This is a genomic window from Janthinobacterium violaceinigrum (assembly GCF_009208555.1).
In the GTDB taxonomy this organism is placed as follows: Bacteria; Pseudomonadota; Gammaproteobacteria; order Burkholderiales; family Burkholderiaceae_D; genus Janthinobacterium; species Janthinobacterium violaceinigrum.
This window is the reverse complement of sequence record NZ_WFLI01000049.1, coordinates 18,206-36,450: the sequence shown is the minus strand read 5'-3', so window position 1 is coordinate 36,450 and position 18,245 is coordinate 18,206. Positions and strand designations below refer to the sequence as shown.

The 18,245-nt window shown below is 65.1% G+C and carries 14 protein-coding genes; 10 read left to right on the top strand and 4 right to left on the bottom strand.

Features of this window, described 5'->3' with window-relative positions:
* From GCN75_RS26140 to GCN75_RS26130, 3 genes are all read left to right on the top strand, one after another.
* Nucleotides 1-932 (top strand): alpha/beta fold hydrolase (locus tag GCN75_RS26140; protein WP_152284965.1); only part of this gene is annotated, 932 nt, incomplete at its 5' end.
* 133 nt (nt 933-1,065) lie between these two features.
* Nucleotides 1,066-3,276, top strand: coding sequence for a TonB-dependent siderophore receptor (locus GCN75_RS26135; protein WP_226941576.1), 2,211 nt, complete (start codon nt 1,066-1,068; stop codon nt 3,274-3,276).
* A gap of 119 nt (nt 3,277-3,395) precedes the next feature.
* The gene (locus GCN75_RS26130; protein ID WP_152284964.1) at nt 3,396-4,094 is read left to right on the top strand and encodes an alpha/beta hydrolase; all 699 of its coding nucleotides are present in this window, start codon (nt 3,396-3,398) and stop codon (nt 4,092-4,094) included.
* A 212-nt stretch (nt 4,095-4,306) separates the two neighbouring features.
* Here GCN75_RS26130 and GCN75_RS26125 read toward each other — a convergent pair whose 3' ends face one another.
* The gene (locus GCN75_RS26125) at nt 4,307-5,293 is read right to left on the bottom strand and encodes a magnesium and cobalt transport protein CorA (protein ID WP_193317664.1); all 987 of its coding nucleotides are present in this window, start codon (nt 5,291-5,293) and stop codon (nt 4,307-4,309) included.
* 127 nt (nt 5,294-5,420) lie between these two features.
* On the opposite strand from GCN75_RS26125, the gene GCN75_RS26120 reads away from it, so the two are divergent.
* The 4 genes from GCN75_RS26120 (at nt 5,421) to GCN75_RS26105 (ending at nt 10,702) form a co-directional block, all read left to right on the top strand.
* Nucleotides 5,421-6,611 (top strand): DUF2252 family protein, encoded by a 1,191-nt coding sequence (locus GCN75_RS26120; RefSeq protein ID WP_226941575.1) that lies wholly within the window; start codon nt 5,421-5,423, stop codon nt 6,609-6,611.
* A gap of 119 nt (nt 6,612-6,730) precedes the next feature.
* Nucleotides 6,731-7,258: a sigma-70 family RNA polymerase sigma factor gene (locus GCN75_RS26115; RefSeq protein ID WP_152284962.1), complete on the top strand. Its 528-nt coding sequence runs from the start codon at nt 6,731-6,733 to the stop codon at nt 7,256-7,258.
* The gene (locus tag GCN75_RS26110) at nt 7,237-8,223 is read left to right on the top strand and encodes a FecR domain-containing protein (RefSeq protein WP_152284961.1); all 987 of its coding nucleotides are present in this window, start codon (nt 7,237-7,239) and stop codon (nt 8,221-8,223) included. Before GCN75_RS26115 ends, GCN75_RS26110 begins: the two co-directional genes overlap by 22 nt.
* A gap of 61 nt (nt 8,224-8,284) precedes the next feature.
* Entirely contained in the window at nt 8,285-10,702 is a 2,418-nt protein-coding gene (locus GCN75_RS26105; protein ID WP_226941574.1) for a TonB-dependent siderophore receptor, read from the top strand.
* A gap of 52 nt (nt 10,703-10,754) precedes the next feature.
* Here GCN75_RS26105 and GCN75_RS26100 read toward each other — a convergent pair whose 3' ends face one another.
* The 3 genes from GCN75_RS26100 to GCN75_RS26090 form a co-directional block, all read right to left on the bottom strand.
* Nucleotides 10,755-13,124, bottom strand: a complete 2,370-nt coding sequence (locus tag GCN75_RS26100; protein ID WP_152284960.1) for a TonB-dependent siderophore receptor — start codon at nt 13,122-13,124, stop codon at nt 10,755-10,757.
* A gap of 93 nt (nt 13,125-13,217) precedes the next feature.
* Entirely contained in the window at nt 13,218-14,204 is a 987-nt protein-coding gene (locus tag GCN75_RS26095) for a FecR family protein (RefSeq protein ID WP_152284959.1), read from the bottom strand.
* Entirely contained in the window at nt 14,201-14,719 is a 519-nt protein-coding gene (locus tag GCN75_RS26090; RefSeq protein WP_152284958.1) for a sigma-70 family RNA polymerase sigma factor, read from the bottom strand. The genes GCN75_RS26095 and GCN75_RS26090 overlap by 4 nt, the downstream gene beginning before the upstream one ends.
* A 128-nt stretch (nt 14,720-14,847) precedes the next feature.
* Here GCN75_RS26090 and GCN75_RS26085 point away from each other — a divergent pair, with 128 nt between their 5' ends.
* The 3 genes from GCN75_RS26085 to GCN75_RS26075 all read left to right on the top strand — a co-directional run bounded on the left by GCN75_RS26085 (nt 14,848) and on the right by GCN75_RS26075 (nt 18,218).
* On the top strand, nt 14,848-15,339 hold the full coding sequence (locus GCN75_RS26085; protein ID WP_152284957.1) for a hypothetical protein: 492 nt from the start codon (nt 14,848-14,850) through the stop codon (nt 15,337-15,339).
* Nucleotides 15,340-15,931: 592 nt separating this feature from the next.
* Nucleotides 15,932-16,384, top strand: a complete 453-nt coding sequence (locus GCN75_RS26080) for a hypothetical protein (protein ID WP_152284956.1) — start codon at nt 15,932-15,934, stop codon at nt 16,382-16,384.
* Nucleotides 16,385-16,457: 73 nt separating this feature from the next.
* Nucleotides 16,458-18,218: an SEC-C metal-binding domain-containing protein gene (locus GCN75_RS26075; RefSeq protein ID WP_152284955.1), complete on the top strand. Its 1,761-nt coding sequence runs from the start codon at nt 16,458-16,460 to the stop codon at nt 18,216-18,218.
* Nucleotides 18,219-18,245: the final 27 nt, after the last annotated feature.

Below are 18,245 nucleotides of genomic sequence, written 5' to 3'. Positions count from 1 at the left end.
TCGCCCCCGGCGTCAGCCTGCACGTGCGCGACTGGCCCGCGGCGCAGGGCAGCGGCGGCGATGCCGACGTGATTGTGCTGCTGGCCGGCCTGGGCGGCAACGCCTATGGCTTCGACAGCCTGGCGCCCGCGCTGGCGCGCCGCCACCGCGTGCTGGCCATCACGCGGCGCGGCTACGGTTCTTCCAGCAAGCCGCTGCCTGCCGATGCTGCCGGCGATATCAGCTACGCGCCCGCCACCCTGGTGGCCGACCTGCTGGCCGTGCTCGATGCCCTGCACGTCCAGCGCATCATCCTGGGCGGCCACTCCGTCGCCGGCAACGAGCTGACCCTGTTCGCCGGCAGCCACCCGCAGCGCGTGGGGGGGCTCGTGTACCTGGACACGACCTTCGACTACCTGGCCAGCGGCGGCTACAGCGAGGAAGCGGAACGCCTGTCCTTCGAGGCGCCCCCGCCCGGCCCGGCCGACCTGGCGTCGATGGACGCCTCGATCGCGTATGCCAGACGGGTCAACAAGCAATGGTGGCCCGCGCTGGAGGCGAACTGGCGCAACAGCCTGGAAGTGCTGCCCGGCGGCGCCGTGCGCTCGAATACGGCGCCCGCCATCGCCCGGGCCATGGACATGGCCGCGCACAATTTTTCGCCCGACTACCGCCGCGTGCGCGCGCCGGCGCTGGTCGTCACCGTCGATCCCGGCACCTTGCGCAACCTGCTGCCATGGCTGTCGCCGCAAAGCGATCCGGCGATCCTGGCCGAGGGCATGGCGTTTTTCGACATTTTCCGCCCGCTGCGCCTGGCCGATGGCGACAGCCTGGCCGCCGCCCTGCCCGGCTGTACCCGCCTGCTCATCCGCAACGGCTTTCACAGCGATTTCTTCATCGAGCATGAGCGCACCGTGGTCGATGCCATCGAAGCCATGCGTTGGGAAAAGTAGACAGGTCATCAAGGCGAAAAGCATCAGCTGTTGCGTAAATTCTGCCCGCGCCATATTATTGAGAATGATTTCTATTCTCATTTAAATGGCGTGCCAGCCGTGCACGCTTCCACCCGCGCACACATACACCATCATGACTGATCCGCACCGCAACATGCCACCCTTCCCGCCACGGCACGGCGTCCTGGCCCTTCACCTGGCGCTGGCCGCCGGCCTGCTCGGTGCGGGCGCTGCCCACGGCCAGACCGGCGCCGAAGCACCCGCCAACGCTACGCAAACGCTGGCGCCTATCGTCGTCACGGCCGGCACGCAGACGGGCACGGAAGGCAGCGGCTCGTATACCAGCAGCGCCAGCACGGCCGCCACGGGCTTGAACCTGTCGCTGCGCGACACGCCGCAATCGGTGTCGCTGATCACGCGCGAACGCCTCGACGACCAGGCCCTGCGCTCCGTGTTCGATGTGGTCAACAGCGCGCCCGGCGTGTCGGCCAAGGAAATCGACAGCGTGCGCAGCTATTTCTCGTCGCGGGGCTTCAAGATCGACAAGCTGCAGATCGACGGCATCCCCATGGCCGGCAGCGACGCGGGCGAAGCCAAGGCCGACACGGCCATCTACGACCGCGTCGAAATCGTGCGCGGCGCCACGGGCCTGATGAACGGCACGGGCAGTCCCTCGGCCTCGATCAACCTGATACGCAAGCATGCGGACAGCAGGACATTCACGGGCTCGGCCAGCCTTGGCCTCGGTTCCTGGCAGCGCCGCGACGGCGTGATCGACCTGAGCGCGCCGCTCAACGAGGCGGCGTCCGTGCGCGGGCGCGTGGTGGTCAGCGCCGAGGAGCGCGACAGCTTCATCCGCCTGGAACGCGCCGGCAAGGCGCTCGTCTACGCGGTGGTCGATGCGGACCTGGGCGCGGCGATGCGCCTGAGCGTGGGCGCCAGCGAGCAGCGCGACCGCCACCGCGGCAACCAGTGGTCGGGCCTGCCCCTGTTCTACGCCGATGGCGGGCAGCCCGACTGGGACCGCGCGGCCACCACGGCGGCCGAGTGGAACCGCTGGGACACGCAGCAGCGCAGCATCTTTGCCACCCTGGAACAGCGCCTGGCGAACGGCTGGAAATGGCAAGCCTCGGCCACGCGGCGCAGCAACACGGGCGACCAGTACCTGAACTGGATGAGCGGCAGCATGGAACGCCATACGGGACTGGGCCTGGAAGCGCTGGTGATCGGCTACGGCGTCGACGAACACCAGACGGACGTGAACCTGACGGCCGTGGGACCGTTCACCCTGCTGGGCCGCCAGCACGAACTGGCCGTGGGCCTGCTGCACGGCGAGCACACGATGCGCTGGCTGTCCAGCGACGCCAGCTTCACGCCGCCCATCGGCGACTTCCGCGCCTGGACGGGCGCCTACCCCGAACCGGCGTGGGCGCCGCAGCAACTGGGCAGCGACACGCGCACCACGCAGACCAGCGCCTACGGCGTCACGCGCCTGCAACTGACGCCCATGCTCAAGCTGATCGCCGGCGCGCGCCTCACCAACTGGCAGCGCGACGGCAAGCCGTCGCTGTGGACCGATGTCGCCTATACCCAGCGCCAGCGCGGCGTCGTCACGCCATATGCGGGACTGGTGTGGGACCTGGGGCCGCAAACCTCGCTGTACGCCAGCTACACGGACATCTTCGATCCGCAGGATTACCGCGACCGGCACGGCGGCTACCTGGCGCCCCTGAAAGGCAAGAGCGGCGAAGCGGGCATCAAGGGCGAGCTGCTGGACGGCAAGGTCAACGCGGCGCTGGCCGTCTTCCACGCCAGGCAGGACAACTTCGCCATCGCCGACGGCACCACCTTCGTGCCGAATACGCGCGAACAGGCGTACATCACCATCGATGGCGCCACCACCCGGGGCTATGAAATGGAAGCGAGCGGTGACCTGGCGCCCGGCTGGAACGCCAGCATCAGCTGGACGCAGTTTTCCACCGAAGACGCCAGCGGCAAGGCCATCAACACGGCCCACCCGCGCAAGCTGTTCAAGCTCTACACCAAGTACCGGCTGCCGGGCGCCTGGCAGCAGCTGGCCATCGGCGGCGGCGTGAACTGGGAAGGCCGCAGCTACACCAGCGTGAGCAATCCCGCCACGGGCATGCCCGTCCAGGTGGGCCAGAACGCCTACGCCGTCGCCAGCCTGCTGGCCCGTTACGACATCAGCCGCCAGTTGTCGCTGCAGGTCAACGTCAACAATCTGTTCGACAAGCGCTACTACGCCAACCAGCTCGATGTCTTCAACAACATCACGTTCGGCGCGCCGCGCAACATTTTGGCCACGCTCAAATATGTCTTCTAGGATGGCTCCCATGGCTGAGGCAATGGCCTACAATGGCTGGGCTGCACGCCGCGCGCCTGCCCGCTGACAGGCCGCACGGCCCATCTCCCATCAGCGCCACCGCCACAAGGAGTATCCGCATGAGCCAGCAAGCCACCATCGTCCTCGTCCACGGTTTCTGGGGCGGCGCCGCCCACTGGAGCCGCGTCATTGCCGAATTGCGGCGCCAGGGCCACACGGCCATCCGCGCCGTCGAACTGCCGCTGACGTCGCTGGCCGACGACGCCGAGCGCACGCGCAAGATGGTTGCGCAAGTCGATGGCCCGGTGTTGCTGGTAGGACACTCCTACGGCGGCGCCGTCATCAGCGTGGCCGGCAATGCGCCGAACGTGGCGGGCCTCGTGTATATCGCCGCCTTCGCCCCCGACGCGGGCGAGAGCGCAGGCAGCATCACGCAGGAACACCCGCCCCTGGGCGCGGCCAGCCTGGAAGGCGACAGCGACGGCTATCTGTGGGTCAAGCCCGCGCAATACCACGACAGCTTTTGCCAGGATCTCGATGCGGAAGAAGGCGCCGTGCTGGGCGTGGTGCAGAAAGCCCCGCTGGCCAGCACGTTCGGCGACACCGTCAGCGACCCGGCCTGGCGCCACAAGCCCAGCTGGTACCAGATTTCCAGCGCCGACCGCATGATTTCCCCCGTCAACCAGGAGCGCATGGCGGCGCGCCTGCAGGCGCGGAAAGTCATCACGCTCAACGCCAGCCACGCTTCGCTGGCTTCGCGCCCCGTGGAAGTGACGGCGCTGATCCTGGAAGCGGCTGCGGCGGTGGCCGGGGCATAGGCAAAAAGAAGGCTCCTGGGTAACAGGAGCCTTGTGGCGTCGGACGCGTCATGCGGCCCGGGCTGCACGCGCTGGGGTAGTCGCAGCAGCCGGACGCGGCGTCCACGCCAAGGAGGTCATGACCATGTGCCACCTTCGCCAGGACAGCTTCATCGTAGCAGCTAATTGCGCGGCAAAACTCTCCAATATTTGCACGGTGGCGGCCTTTGCCGCTACAGCCAGCCATCCTTCTTCAAACGGCGGTGCAGCAGATAGCAGCCGACAAAGATGCCGACGATGACGGCCGGATAACTGCCGCGCCATTTCAGCTCCGGCATGAATTCGAAGTTCATGCCGTACAGGCTGAACACCATGGTGGGCACGGCCAGGATGGCGCCCCAGCCGGCCAGGCGCTTGACGACTTCGTTCTGGCGGATCGAGATCTGGCCCAGCGCCACCTGCATGGCCGAATTGACCATTTCGCGCATCTGCCCCGCCGTGTGCGTGACCCGTTTCACGTGATCGAGGATGTCGCGGTAATAGATGCGGTTTTCCTTGGGCACGATATCGCCATGGAAGCGGATCAGCTGGGTGCAGATTTCATGCAGCGGGTTGACGGCCGCGTCCAGCTTCAGCAGCTCCGTCTTGAGCTGGTAGAAATCCTGCAGCTTGTCTTCGCTCAGACTGGGCTTGAACAGCTGGGTTTCATATTGCTGGAACTTCGCCTGCAAGTGGTCGATGCAGGGCTGGTACTGGTCGACGATGAAGTCGATGATGGAATACAGCACGTAGCCGGGTCCGCTGGCCAGTTTTTCCGGCACGCTCTCCTTACGCTCGCGCAACTTCGCATAGCCGGCCGAGGGACCGTGGCGCACGGTAATGATGAAGCGGCAGCCCAGGAAGACGTGGGTTTCGCCGTACACGATGGCGTCGCCATCGAGGCTGGCCGTGTGCAGCACCATGAACAGGGTGTCGCCGTATTCTTCCAGCTTGGGCCGCTCGTGCGCCCCTTCCGCATCCTCGACGGCCAGCTCGTGCAAGCCGAAGGCCGCTTGCAGCGCCTGCATGGCGGCCGTATCGGGACCGGCCAGGCCGATCCACACGAAACAGGCGGGGTCGTCGAGGAAGTCGCCCACCTTGTCGATATCGAAGTGGGCGATCTTCCTGCCATCGCGATAGGCTTCGCAATTGACGACGGCGGCGTGCTGGCTCAAATCCATGTTCATTTCCAAAAATAAAAGATAGTTGCAGCTTAAGGCAGACATGGTTGTCGCTCTGTTAAGCATTTCACGGCGCAACAAGGCGCGCAGGCATAGTATGGAGGAAACTTACCAAAAGGAACGCACCTTGCCCAGATTGCCCTCCCCCGACCAACGCCGCCAGCTGCTGCTGGACCGCCGCGATGAAAAAATGGCCCGTTCGCCCCATGCCTATGTGCGCGGCAATACGGCGCAGTATTACGAATGGCTGCAGGCGCAGCCGGGCCACAGCTTGCCGGAAGGACCGCCCATCTGGATCTGCGGCGACTGCCACCTGGGCAACCTGGGACCGCTGGCCGGTGCCGACGGCAGCGTGGAAATGCAGATCCGCGACTTCGACCAGAGCGTGATCGGCAATCCCGCGCACGACCTGGTGCGCCTGGCCCTGTCGCTGGCGACGGCCGCGCGCGGCTCTTCGCTGCCGGGCGTGGTCACGGCCAGCATGCTGCAGCACATGCTCGACGGCTATGCCTTTGCCTTCCTGCCCGGCGAATTGCAGCTGGCCCTGCCACGCCCAGCCGTCGTGCGCACGGCCTTGCGCGGCGCCGTGCAGCGCTCGTGGAAGGAACTGGCCGAGGAACGCTTCCTGGAAACCCGGCCCATCATCCCCATGGGGCGCAACTTCTGGCCCATTTCCAGGGAAGAAAAGAAAGCCATCGCCGCCCTGTGCGCGTCGTCGGACCTGCGCGCGCTGGTGACGCGCCTGAAATCGCGGGGCAAGAAAGTGAAGCTGGAAGTCATCGACGCGGCCTACTGGGTCAAGGGCTGCAGTTCGCTGGGTCTGCTGCGCTACGCCGTGCTGCTGGGCCTGGGCGACGGCGAATACTGCCTGATCGACATCAAGGAAGCCGTGCAAGCGACCTCCGTGCGCTATGCGCACGCCAGCATGCCGCGCGACAACGCCAAGCGCGTGGTGGCGGGCGCGCGCCACCTGTCGCCCGCGCTGGGCGAGCGCACCATGCCGCAGCGCTTCCTGGGCCGCGGCATCTTCGTTCGCGAACTGCTGCCGCAAGACCTGAAGCTGGAAATCGACGAACTGAGCGTGGAAGACGCGGCCAGCACGGCCAGCTACCTCGCGTATGTGGTCGGCTGCGCGCATGCGCGGCAGATGGACTGGTCCACGGGCATGCACTGGATCAAGCAATTGCAGACGGACCGGCACGATGGCAATCCGATTCCCCCGTGGCTGTGGAACAGCGTGCTGCAGCTGATCGCCAGCCACGAAACGGGCTACCTGGAACATTGCCGCAGCTATGCCCAGCGGCGCCAGGCCAGTTAGCACGCTCCATTGACATTCAGGCACGTCGATGTAAAATGAGAACCATTCGCATTTAAGAAGAGCCTGCACGCGCCTGCGCCAGCGGCACGGGGACTTCCGCGCCCAACCTGGAGTGTGCCGTGACGTATGCCGTATCCCCTGCCGCCGAGTCCCAAGGCCCCCCATCATTGAGCCAGCTGTATGGCCAGCACCATCCGTGGCTGCTGCGCTGGCTGCGCGGCAAACTGTCGTGCACGGACCACGCGGCGGACCTGGCGCAGGATACCTTCGTCAAGCTGCTGGCCACGCCCGGCGAGCGCGCGTTCACCCTGCGCGAGCCGCGCGCCTACCTGACCACCGTGGCGCGGCGCCTGCTGATCGACCATTACCGCCGCCAGTCGCTGGAACAGGCCTGGCTGGCCACCCTGGCGCAGCTGCCCGCGCCCGTCACGCCGTCGGCCGAAGAGCGCCTGCTGATCCTGGAAACCCTGCACCGTATCGACGCTATGCTCGACGGCCTGGGCGCGAAGGTGCGCACGGCCTTTTTGCTGTCGCAGCTCGAAGGCATGGCGTATGCGGACATCGCCGCGCGCCTGAAAGTAAGCGAGCGCACCGTCAAGCGCTACATGGTGCAGGCGCTGGCGCAATGCATCCTGCTGCTGGCATGAGCACCACGGTCGATACGCGCGCCGCGCAGGAAGCGGCGCACTGGATGATGCGGATGCAAGGCGGCGAACTGGACGACGAGGCGCGGCAGGGCCTGGCCCGCTGGCGCGCCCGCCATCCGCGCAATGAGGCGGCCTGGCAACGGGCCGAGCAAGTGTGCCGCACCTTCGGCATGCTGCCCGCGCCGCTGGCCGCGACCTTGTCCATGCCCGTACTGGACCGCCCGGCCGGCGCACAGCGCCGCGCCGCCCTGAAAACCCTGGCCGTGCTGATCGTCGCCGGACCCGCCGGCTGGGCCATGCTGCGCGTGGCGCCATGGCAGCAATGGTCGGCCGACGTGCGCACGGCCACGGGCGAAATCCGCCACCTCGCCTTGGCCGATGGAAGCGAACTCAGCCTGAACACGGCCAGCGCCGCCGATATCGCCTACGGCGACGCGCTGCGCCTGTTGTACCTGCGCGGCGGAGAACTGCACGTGGCCACCAGCGCCGATGCGCGCCAGCGTCCCTTCATCGTGCGCACCAGCAATGGCAGCATCCGCGCCCTCGGCACGCGCTTCACGGTGCGCCAGGAAGACAGCCTGCTGGACGCGCGCACCCACGTGGCCGTGGCGCAAGGCGCCGTGGAAGTGCGGCCCGCCGGCGGGCGCCCCGTCATTCTGCAAGCGGGCTGGCAAGCCAGCTTCGACGGGAAGGCCGCCAGCGCGCCGCAGCCGCTGCCCCCCCATGCGGACGCCTGGACCAGGGGATTGCTGTATGCGGACGACACGCCGCTGGCCCAGGTGCTGGCGCAGCTGGCCCGCTACCGCCACGGCGTGGTGCGCTGCGATCCGGCCGTGGCGCGCCTGCGCGTGTCGGGCGTGTACCGGCTGCATGACACGGATCAATTGCTGTCATTGCTGCAGGCTTCGCTGCCCATCCGCGTGCGGCGCCACAGCCGGTTCTGGATTTCCGTCGAGCCAGCATAAAAAATTTTAAAAAAATGTCCCTTTCGCGCATGTGCCCCGTCAATCCACACAGGACCAACACATGAACGAAGGGAAACAAGCAATGAAGCATTACCGCACTACCCGCATGACCCTGGCCCTGCTGGGCAGCCTGGCCCTGGCGCCGCTCGCGCACGCGCAGCAGCGCCAGGAAGCGCCCGCGCGCCATTACCAGGTGGCGCCCGGCCCCCTGGGCACGGCCCTGTCCGCCTTTGCAGCCGATGCGGGCGTCAGCATTTCCGGCGCCGCCAGCCTGTACGCGGGCTTGACCAGCCGCGGCTTGAACGGCAATTACCAGGTGGCCGAGGGCTTTGCCCGCCTGCTCGACGGCAGCGGCCTCATTGCCATCGACCAGGGCGGCGGCAACTACGCCGTACGCCTGCAGCCGTCGGCCGCCGACGCCGCCACCCTGCCCGGCATCGCCGTGCGCGCCACGGCCGAGCGCAGCACCAGCACGGAAGGCACGCATTCGTACACGACGCCGGCCACGGCCAGCGCCACGGGCCTGGTGCTGTCCCTGCGCGAGACGCCCCAATCGGTCAGCGTCATCACGCGCCAGCGCATGGACGACCAGGACTTGCTGACGGTGCGCGACGTGCTGCGCAACACGCCCGGCATCGCCGTCAACCAGTTCGACACGGAACGCAGCACGTTTTCCGCGCGCGGCTTCGACGTCGACAATTTCCAGTACGACGGCGTGCCCACCACGTACAAGGTGCAGTATTCGGGCGGCGAATCGGAAATGGATTCGCTGATCTACGACAGGGTGGAGGTGACGCGGGGCGCCACGGGCTTGCTGACGGGTGCCGGCTACCCGTCCGCGTCGATCAACCTGGTGCGCAAGCGGGCCAGCGCCAGGCAATTCGAGGGGCAGCTGTCGCTGGCGGCGGGGTCGTGGAGCGACTACCGGGGCACCGTCGACCTGGCCGCGCCGCTGAACGAAGACGGCTCCGTGCGCGGCCGGGTGGCGGGCGCCTGGCAAGACCGCAAGTCGTTTACCAATGGCTATTCGAACCAGCGCCAGCTCGTCTACGCCACCGTCGAGGCAGACCTGGCGCCCGGCACCGTGGCCACGCTGGGCGCCAGCTACCAGAAGAACGACCCGAAAGGCAGCAACTGGGGCGGCTTCCCCCTGTGGTACAGCGACGGCACGCGCACCGATTTCGACCGTTCCGTCACCACGGCGCCCCGCTGGTCCGCCTGGGCCACGCAGCAGACGAACGTGCACGCCACCGTCGAGCACGCGCTGGGCCAGGGCTGGAAGGCGCAGGCGCAAGCCATGTACAGCCGGCACACGGAAGACACGCCGCTGGTGTTCCTGGCCGAACGGCCCGACAAGGTCACGGGCCTGGGCATGCTGGGCTACCCGAACCGCTACATCGGCGCGCGCGACCAGAGCAGCATGGACGTGAAAGTCTCGGGGCCGTTCAGCCTGGGCGGACGCCAGCATGAAGTCATCGTGGGCGCCAACTACACGGTGCAGCACGCCGAATTCAAGGTCAAGGAAGCGCTCGACCCTGAACCGATCGGCAACTTCCTGGCCTGGGATGGCAGCTACCCGCAGCCGGCCTGGGGCGAGCCCGTACTGTCGGAACGATACACGACCAAGCAATATGGCGCCTATGGCGCGGCGCGCCTGAACGTTGCCGACAACACCAAATTGATACTCGGCGGGCGCCTGAGCCGCTGGGACAAGGACCGCATCGGCTTTGACGGCAGCGCCCGCTTCGCCTTTGCCAAGAGCAAGTTCGTGCCGTATGCGGGCGTGGTGGTCGATCTGAACGACACGTATTCGGCGTATGCCAGCTACACGGACATCTTCCGCCCGCAGGAAAACCAGGACCGCACAGGCGCCTGGCTGGACCCGCTGACGGGGCAAAGCCTGGAGGTGGGATTGAAGGGAGAATTGGCCGGAGGACGGGCCAACGCATCCGTCGGCGTCTTCGAGATCAAGCAGGATAAGCTGGCCCAGCCTGACGGCGCCCACAACATTCCCGGCACCACCACGCAAGCGTACTATGCGGCGCGCGGCGCCACCAGCCGCGGCATCGAGGGGGAACTGTCGGGCCGCCTGGCGCCGGGCTGGAACGTGACGGCCAGCGCCAGCCACTTCCGCGCCAAAGACCGCGAGCAGCAGGACATCAACACCCTGTCGCCCCGCTCGACGGCGCGCCTGTTCACCACCTGGAAGGTAAAGCCCGACCTCACCGTGGGCGGCGGCATCAACTGGCAAAGCAAGTTCTACTTTGACGACGAGGGGCCGAACGGCAAGGAAAGAGTGACGCAGGAGGCCTACAGCACGGTGAGCCTGATGGCCACGTACCAGTTGTCGCGCCAGCTGACGGCCCAGCTGAACGTGGAAAACGCGCTGGACAAGAAGTACATCAACATCAATACCTACGCGCAAGGCACGTACGGCATGCCGCGCAGCGTGCGGGGGACCTTGACGTACCGCTTCTGACGGCCATGCAAACCGGGCGACCAGTGCCCGGTGTGCACGACATCAAGGTCAATCAGTAGCGGTAGTTCAAACTCAGCATCGCATTGCGCGGGTCGCCGTAGCTGACGCGGCGGCCCGTGCTGATGCCGTAGTAGCTGCGGTCCGTCAGGTTGTTGAAGTTGAGGGACAAGGCCAGGCGGTCGGAAATCTGGTAGCGCGCCATGGCGTCGAACACGGCGTAGGAACCCTGGTGCACGGTGGTCAGGCCGCCGCGCACGGCCCGGGTTTGCTGCCAGGTGCGCGATTGCCAGCGGGCGCCGCCGCCCACCGTCAGGCGCGGCATGGGCTGCCAGGTGCTGTACAGGCTCAGCTGGTCTTCCGGCGCCAGGGTATTGACCTTGCCGCCGGCGTCGCGCGCCACCTTGTGCGTGTAGCCGGCCTGCAGCTGCCAGCCCGGCATCAGCTGGCCCGACACTTCCAGCTCCACGCCGCGCGAGCGCACGCCGTCGATGGCGCGGTAGGCATCCATGCCCGTCACCCTGTTGACCTCATCGACCGATTCGGCGTAGTTATCCTGGCGCACCTCGAAGGCGGCCGCGCTGGCATTCAGGCGGCCGTTCAGGAACACGCCCTTCACGCCCGCCTCGATATTCTTGCCCAGCACGGGGTCCAGCGTCCGGTTGTTCACGTCGCGGCTGTTTTGCGGGCTGAAGATGTCGCTGTAGCTGGCAAACGCCGTCAGGTCGGGCGCGAAATCCCAGGTCAGGCCCGCGTACGGCGTGAAGACCGACGCTTCGTCGATGTCGGCCGTGGGGTTTTCGTACGAGGACAAACGCCCGCCGAGGATCACGTGCACGCCCTGCGGCAGCGAAAAGCGGCCCGTCGCATACACGGCCTTCTGGCGGATGACTTCGCGCGCCGTGTCCAGCACCCACGTTGGCTCCGGCACCTCGCCCCGGTAGGTATAGATATTGTCGACCTTGATGAAGGAATACGGGCTGAAGACGTCGTCCGACTGCTTGCGGTAGGCGTTCGCGCCCACCACCAGTTCATGCGTGCGGCCCAGCAAGGTGAACGGCCCCTTCGCGTACACGTCCAGGCCATTGCTGGTGGCGTCGCTGTTGTACTGGCGCGCCGTGACGGCGGTGCCGCTGCCATCCGCCTTCGGGAAGCTGTCGAGGTAGGCGACGGGCGCGTACAGCGCATTGGCCTGGTGGATCAGGCGCAGATTGGCCATCCAGCCGTTGTCGAGCCTGTGTTCGAGCGAGGCAAAGACGGATTTGGCTTCCGTCTGCTGCGTGCTCCAGGTGGGCGCGCCGTTGAACGAACGGGGCATGGTGAAGCGCTTGCCGTCCGCGTCGAACAAGGGAGCGCCGCCCCAGTCGCTGTTGCGCGGCACCGTGTGCTGGTAATCGGCGCCCACGGTCAGCAGGGTGCGCGGCGACAGGTCCGCTTCCACGGTGCCATACGCGAGTTCCGAACGGCGCTGGTAGCGGTCGACGAACGAGTGCTTGTCCTGATACGAAGCGACGGCGCGCGCGCGCACGCTGCCGCTGTCGTTCAAGGGGCCGCCCACGTCGACCATGCCGCGGTAATTGCTCCACGATCCCGCCGACAGGTCAGCCAGCGCGCGCAGTTCGCGCGTGGGCTTCTTGCGGATCAGGTTGACGGTGGCGCCCGGCGTGCCGGCGCCGCTCATCAGCGCGTTCGCGCCCTTGAGCACTTCGACCCGGTCGTACAGGTCCATATTGGCCAGCGATTCGCCCAGGTTCAAGGACGCGTCGCGCGTCCACGGCAAGCCGTCGTAGCTGAAATTGTCGAGCGAAAAGCCGCGCGCATAGTAGATCGTGCGTTCGCTGTCGATGTGCTGCACGTACACGCCCGGCGTATGGTTCAGCACTTCGCTCAGCTGCACCAGGCCGAAATCGTCCATCTGCTGGCGCGTGACGACGCTGATCGCATGCGGCGTTTCGCGCGGCGACAGCACCAGGCGGTTGGCCGTGCTGACGGCGCCCGTCGTGTAGGACCCCGTGTCTTCCGTCACCTGGCCCAGGTAATTGGTGGTGATCAGCACTTCCGGCATGGTGGCCTCGGGCTGGGCGGCCGCCTGCACTGCGCGTTGCACGGTATAGACACCGCTGTCCGTCTTCAGCAAGGCCAGCTGCGTGCCCTGCAAGGCGCGGCGCAGCGCCTGTTCCGCCGTGAAATCGCCCTGCACGGGGGCGGCGCTGACGCCGCGCGCCAGTTCCGCATCGATGGAAATGCGCACGCCGCCACGGCTGGCAATCGCAATCAGGCTCGCGTTCAACGGCTGAACGGGCACGTCGTAGCGCATGGTGGCAGGCGCGGTTTGCACGGAGGGCGTCTGCGCCAGGACGGCGGGCGCGGCGCAGGAAAGTAACAGTACAGCCAGGGGAATCTGGCGCATCAACAATGGTGGCATGCTGGGACTCTATCTTGGTGGTGAAGGAAAAGTGGTGCTACACCAGGTATGAGCCGCGGCGCGCCAAAAGTGACAGTGCCGACGCAAAATAAATCAGCTGTGTTTCAGATCAATGCCGGACCACCAGCCGCCGGGACCTTGCCGCAAGGTGACCGGCAGGGTTTCCGCCAGCGCCAGCAGGGTGGCAGCGCTGTCGTCGAGCGAGTAATTGCCCGACACGCGCAGCGCGGCGGCGGCCGGCGTGATGTCGAGGTAGCCGTGGCGGTAGGGCCGCAAGGCGGCCACGAGATCGCCCAGCGGCTGGTCGACGGCCACCAGCATGCCCTGCTCCCACGCCGTCGCCTGGCTTGCCGCCAGCTCCGGCAACATGCGCAGGCGCTCCCCGTCGAAACGCGCCGCCTGGCCCTGGCGCAGCACGCGCGCCAAGCCGTTGCCGGCGGGACGCACTTCCACGTCGCCGTGCACGGCCAGCGCCACGGTGCCCCGTTCTTCGCGCCGCAGCATCAGCGCACCGCCCTGCACCGCCACCGTGCCGTGCTTGCTGCGCAACAAGAAGGGGGAAGAGCCCGCCGCCACGCGCGCCAGCAGCTGGCCCTGGCGCAAGGTGGCTTGCCGGTGTCCATGGCCGACATCCGTGTCGGCCGAGGAACGGGCATCGAGGGTCAGCACGCTGCCGTCGGCCAGCGCAAAGCGGCCCCGCGTGGCCGTGGCCGTATGCAGGTCGGCGCTCCAGTCCGGCAAGAAAGGACTGCCGCGCAGCAGCCAGGCGCCGCCGAAGGCCGCGCCCGCCAGGCACAGGGCGCCCTGCAGCAGCTGGCGCCGCTGCCTGTCGTGCTGCGCGGCGCGGGTCAAAGTCTGTCCGACGGTCCCCGCCCCGCCCGCGCCCTGCAGCGGGCCGACGCTGCGTTCCACGGCTTGCCCCAGGGTGCGCCACGCGGTCGCATGGCGCGCATCGGCCGCCAGCCAGCGCGCAAACGCCTGGTGCTGGCCCGCATCGGCCTCGCCCGAACTGAGCTCGACCAGCCAGCCGATGGCGGCATCCTGGACGGAAGGGGCAGGCATCGATGCGGAAACGCTCATGCCGCGTCCGCGGCGGCCAGGCAGCAGCGCAAGCCTTGCGCCATGTACTGGCGCACCATGCTGGCCGACACGCCCAGTGCATCGGCGATCTGCGCATACGTGAGGCCGTCGAGCTGGCTCATCAGAAAGGCGCGGCGCGCCTTGACGGACAGGGTATCGAGCGCACGCGACAGGCGCTCCAGCGCTTCGAGCAGCACGGCGCGCTCTTCCGGCGACGGCTGCACGGCGTCCGGCAGCTGGGCCAGGGTCTCGATATACGCCTGCTCGATATCGCGCCGCCGCCACTGCTGCAGCAAGATGCTTTTCGCCACCGTCGTCAGGTAGGCGCGCGGCTCGCGGATGGCGGCCAGGCGCCCCGCATGCAGCACGCGCACAAAGGTTTCCGACGCCACATCCTCCGCTTCCGCCCGATTACGCAAGCGCAACAGCAGGCGCTGCAGCAGCCAGCCCTGGTGGCCCGTGAACAGGCTGGCGGCCAGGGCGGCGTCATTCGAGGGGAAAGGCAAGGCAGACAAGGAGCGATCCGGCGATATGAATGATAATGATTCTCATTATATTGCAGAGACTGGAGGATGTCGCGCAATTTTGCTATGGTTGTCCTGCGCGAACAACACTCCCAACCTTTTGAAAGCACTGCCCGTCCATGTCCAGCCTCCCGATAGACGCCCTCTCCGTGATTGCACGCCAGTGCATTGCCGCTAGCTGCTTGCAGCGCTTTTGCCGGCGCCATGGTATCGGCCATCCGGCCCTGTCCGCGTTCACCGATCACGTCTGGAAGGTGGCGCAGCTCGGGGCCGGCGATTTTGCCGCCTGGCAGCAAGGCTTCGCCTGCCTGCCCATTACGGGCATGGGCGACCCATGGCCGGACGACGCATGCCAGGCCGTCCCCGGGCATCTGCGCGATACCTTGACGCAGCTGGTGCAACACGTGCTGGAAACGAGCGCATCGACCTGGTATGGCGACGATCTGCCGGCAAGCAGGCGGCAGCTGGAAGCGGTCTTGCGCATCTGCAGGCAACATGGCGTGGCCGTGCCGGAGCTGGAGCAATATGCACAACACGATGCGTCACTGCGCGCAGGCTGGGGGCCGGCCCTCACGGACGCAGAGGTTATCGCCTGGAAAGCGCTAGCCTAGATGCAAGATAACTGGGTTTTCAATTTATGACATCAAGGCAAGCTGCTCCAGGCATGCGGCCAGTGAGCAAAGCATATTTAAAAAGTTTCTCACTGGCGCGCCGAAAGCCTGCGACGCAATCGACTGCATGTAAATGTCGCTTCCGCCTTGAGCATAAACTGGCCAAAAGTGCATCGAAATACGCTATATTAAAAAATATATGAATGCCGGCACCAACCATTACAAAACATAAGAAGAAATTCGATGCCCAGCCAAAAAGAAAATATCTGCCCGAAGTGCTGTACCGATACGCAAGTACGTGCATAGAAAATTGTAATTGGAAAGGCTAGCCCTAGATCGCTTTTTGAAGAAGAGCCAGCAGGATATCAACGTACCGACCAGCTCGCGATTGACGAATGCAAGAAGGAAGCGCTGGGAAAATTCCCTTTGGAGCAGTTCATTGACGGATTTTATTGTGCCCGTTGCGGAACTGGCTTTGTTGCCGATGGCACCAGGAAGCATTTTTCGGCAAGCAGGTGATCGAATCCGGCTCGCGCAAATCATTCGGACGCAACAGCCGCCCATATAGCCAATCACCGTGGGGTCTCTCATCTTGCAAGAAAAACTGGAACTGACAAGAATTGGCTCAGATGACGACATGATGGAGCTATGCATACAGGTGTGCGATGGCACCTCGACCTTCTCGAACAGGGTATATGTTAGCCATCAATATATGCGGAACACCATTACTGGCCTGCACACGTTCAAGGACCGTGTGCATGGCGGCATCTACGATCTGCGTTTCGGCGAGTTCGGACCGGAATATGCATCGGGCGCATTGCACGCGCGCTTCCATTTTCACGAACGGGGCAAGCTGCTGATCAGCGTCACGATGCAATCAAGCTATTCAAATTTCGGAGTGAAGAACGTGGCCAGTGAAGCGACGCTTTATCTGATGTCCGAGCCCGCATTGCTGGATAATTTTATTCAGTCATTACGCGCCCTCAGCGATGGGCAGCAGCAATGCGCAATGTTGGAAGGGATTGATACGGCATGGAGCCTATAAAGAGAGCGATATCCATGCAAGGCCAGACACGGCAAACAGCAAGCAATGCACGTAAACCAACTCATGTTTGCCGATGACCCATCCCCGCTCGCAGGCGGCATTCCATGTTGCACTCAGGCCTCTACCCTTTCTTGCCATGAATGATCTTGAATTTGCATTGCGCGTGTCCGTGCCAATCGGTCAACTTTACCGTGAGGCAAAGCAAAGCCAGCACCAATTTCCCAGAAACACGCTTATTGCGACAAGGTCGCTGGCAAGCATGTGTTGCGACAGGCTGTGCCAGCCCGGCACAGCGGATTGGCCGGAAGGTTTGGACGAGAAAATTCGCACGCTCGACCGGACACGGCGAATTAACCCCGTGACCAGGGACCACCTCGACCAGTTACGCCGTTGGGGCAACGCGGCAGCACACCCCGAAGACAGCCTGATTGACGAAGTCCACCAGCAAGTATACGCTGGCCGCGCCCTCGCCTCGGTCATCGCGCTTTTTGAAACCGTATTTCAGGAAAGCCATCATGGTGCGGCGTTGCCCGCCTACGAAATCATCGATCAGAATGAAGACGCGCTGCGGGAAACCTGTTACCGGGCGCTGATCGAAAACAATCCCGCTGACCAATATCAGGTTGCGGCGCTGTTGCGCACTCAGCTCGACGCGAGGATTGCCGAAGCACATACGTCGCCTGACCCCGAACTACGGATGTATTCGCTAGGCATGGAACTCCATGTGCACGAAGACCGCCGGCTCGACCTGCTGCGTTACGCGAGCGACTCCGGCCATGCGCCGTCTCAGTATCAGTATGGCTTGGCATTAACTAAAGGCCATCGTGGAAAGGAGATGGTTATGCTTGGTGTCAACATAATTGCCATGGCTTGCCGTGACGGCGAAATCGATGCACTGGCCTGGTGCGGCCAGTCGGCGCTGCGCGGATGGTTCGACGAGCCCGTCGACTACGTGCGTGCGCGCGAGCTGCTGCAGCAAGCGGCAGCCGAGGACCATCCGGCCGCGCTCAGTTCGCTGTCGGAGATTTATCGCGATGGCTTAGGGGTCGAACCAGATGCCGCCATGGCATTTTCCCTCACCTTACGTGCCGCCAATGCCGGTTACGCACTCGCGCAGTATGAGACTGCCATTGCCTTGATGCACGGAAAAGTGCTTGAGGCCGACGAGCCAGAAGCGCTCAAATGGCTTAGGCGCGCGAGCGACGCCGGTCTGCCAAGGGCTCGGTATGCACTTGCACGTATCTTGCTTGATCGCCGCGAAACTGACACGGCAAGCGACATCGAGTCACTGCTGGTCAGCGCCGCCGTGAGCATCCCTGCAGCGCACCTGGATCTTGCAGAGCTATACATCTCCGGGCCGGACCACGCGAAATGGGTGGAAGCAGCGGGACGGATTCAAGCCGCGTATGAGCAGGCACTTGGACAAAACGACAGCGCGCTGGCACAACGCTGCCTGGAAGTGGCGCCACCGATCATTGCCAAGCTGGAAGCCGCCCTCCCTGCGATGTCCGATAGCGTTACCGAAGAATTTATTGTCACCCGTTTCATGTTCGATGACAAAAAAGTGCCATATCCAAGCCGCGCAGCGCGTGGCCAAAAAATACTCGAATTGACTAGAGCGTTAAGCAAAGAAAGGGGCACAGCGTCGAAGCAGAAACTACGCTTGCTGTCCGAACTCGGATCAAACATGGGTGGACTGAAAACCAGCGGACAGACAGCGCGTTCTCTTTCCACTGCACGGCCATTCGTGCAGCGGGTTGTACGCACAAACGTTGGCCGCAATGACCCTTGCCCCTGCGGAAGTGGCAAGAAATACAAGCAGTGCCACGCCTAGCAGCATGCAAGCGCCATCACCTTGACG

Bases quoted from the DNA above. Each gene is read 5' to 3' on its own strand.
- GCN75_RS26130 (WP_152284964.1), top strand. From the start codon at position 3,396: ATGAGCCAGCAAGCCACCATCGTCCTCGTCCACGGTTTCTGGGGCGGC.
- GCN75_RS26095 (WP_152284959.1), bottom strand. From the start codon at position 14,204: ATGAGCGTTTCCGCATCGATGCCTGCCCCTTCCGTCCAGGATGCCGCC.
- GCN75_RS26135 (WP_226941576.1), top strand. From the start codon at position 1,066: ATGACTGATCCGCACCGCAACATGCCACCCTTCCCGCCACGGCACGGC.
- GCN75_RS26110 (WP_152284961.1), top strand. From the start codon at position 7,237: ATGCATCCTGCTGCTGGCATGAGCACCACGGTCGATACGCGCGCCGCG.
- GCN75_RS26105 (WP_226941574.1), top strand. From the start codon at position 8,285: ATGAACGAAGGGAAACAAGCAATGAAGCATTACCGCACTACCCGCATG.
- GCN75_RS26100 (WP_152284960.1), bottom strand. From the start codon at position 13,124: ATGCCACCATTGTTGATGCGCCAGATTCCCCTGGCTGTACTGTTACTT.
- GCN75_RS26075 (WP_152284955.1), top strand. From the start codon at position 16,458: ATGACCCATCCCCGCTCGCAGGCGGCATTCCATGTTGCACTCAGGCCT.
- GCN75_RS26085 (WP_152284957.1), top strand. From the start codon at position 14,848: ATGTCCAGCCTCCCGATAGACGCCCTCTCCGTGATTGCACGCCAGTGC.
- GCN75_RS26125 (WP_193317664.1), bottom strand. From the start codon at position 5,293: ATGGATTTGAGCCAGCACGCCGCCGTCGTCAATTGCGAAGCCTATCGC.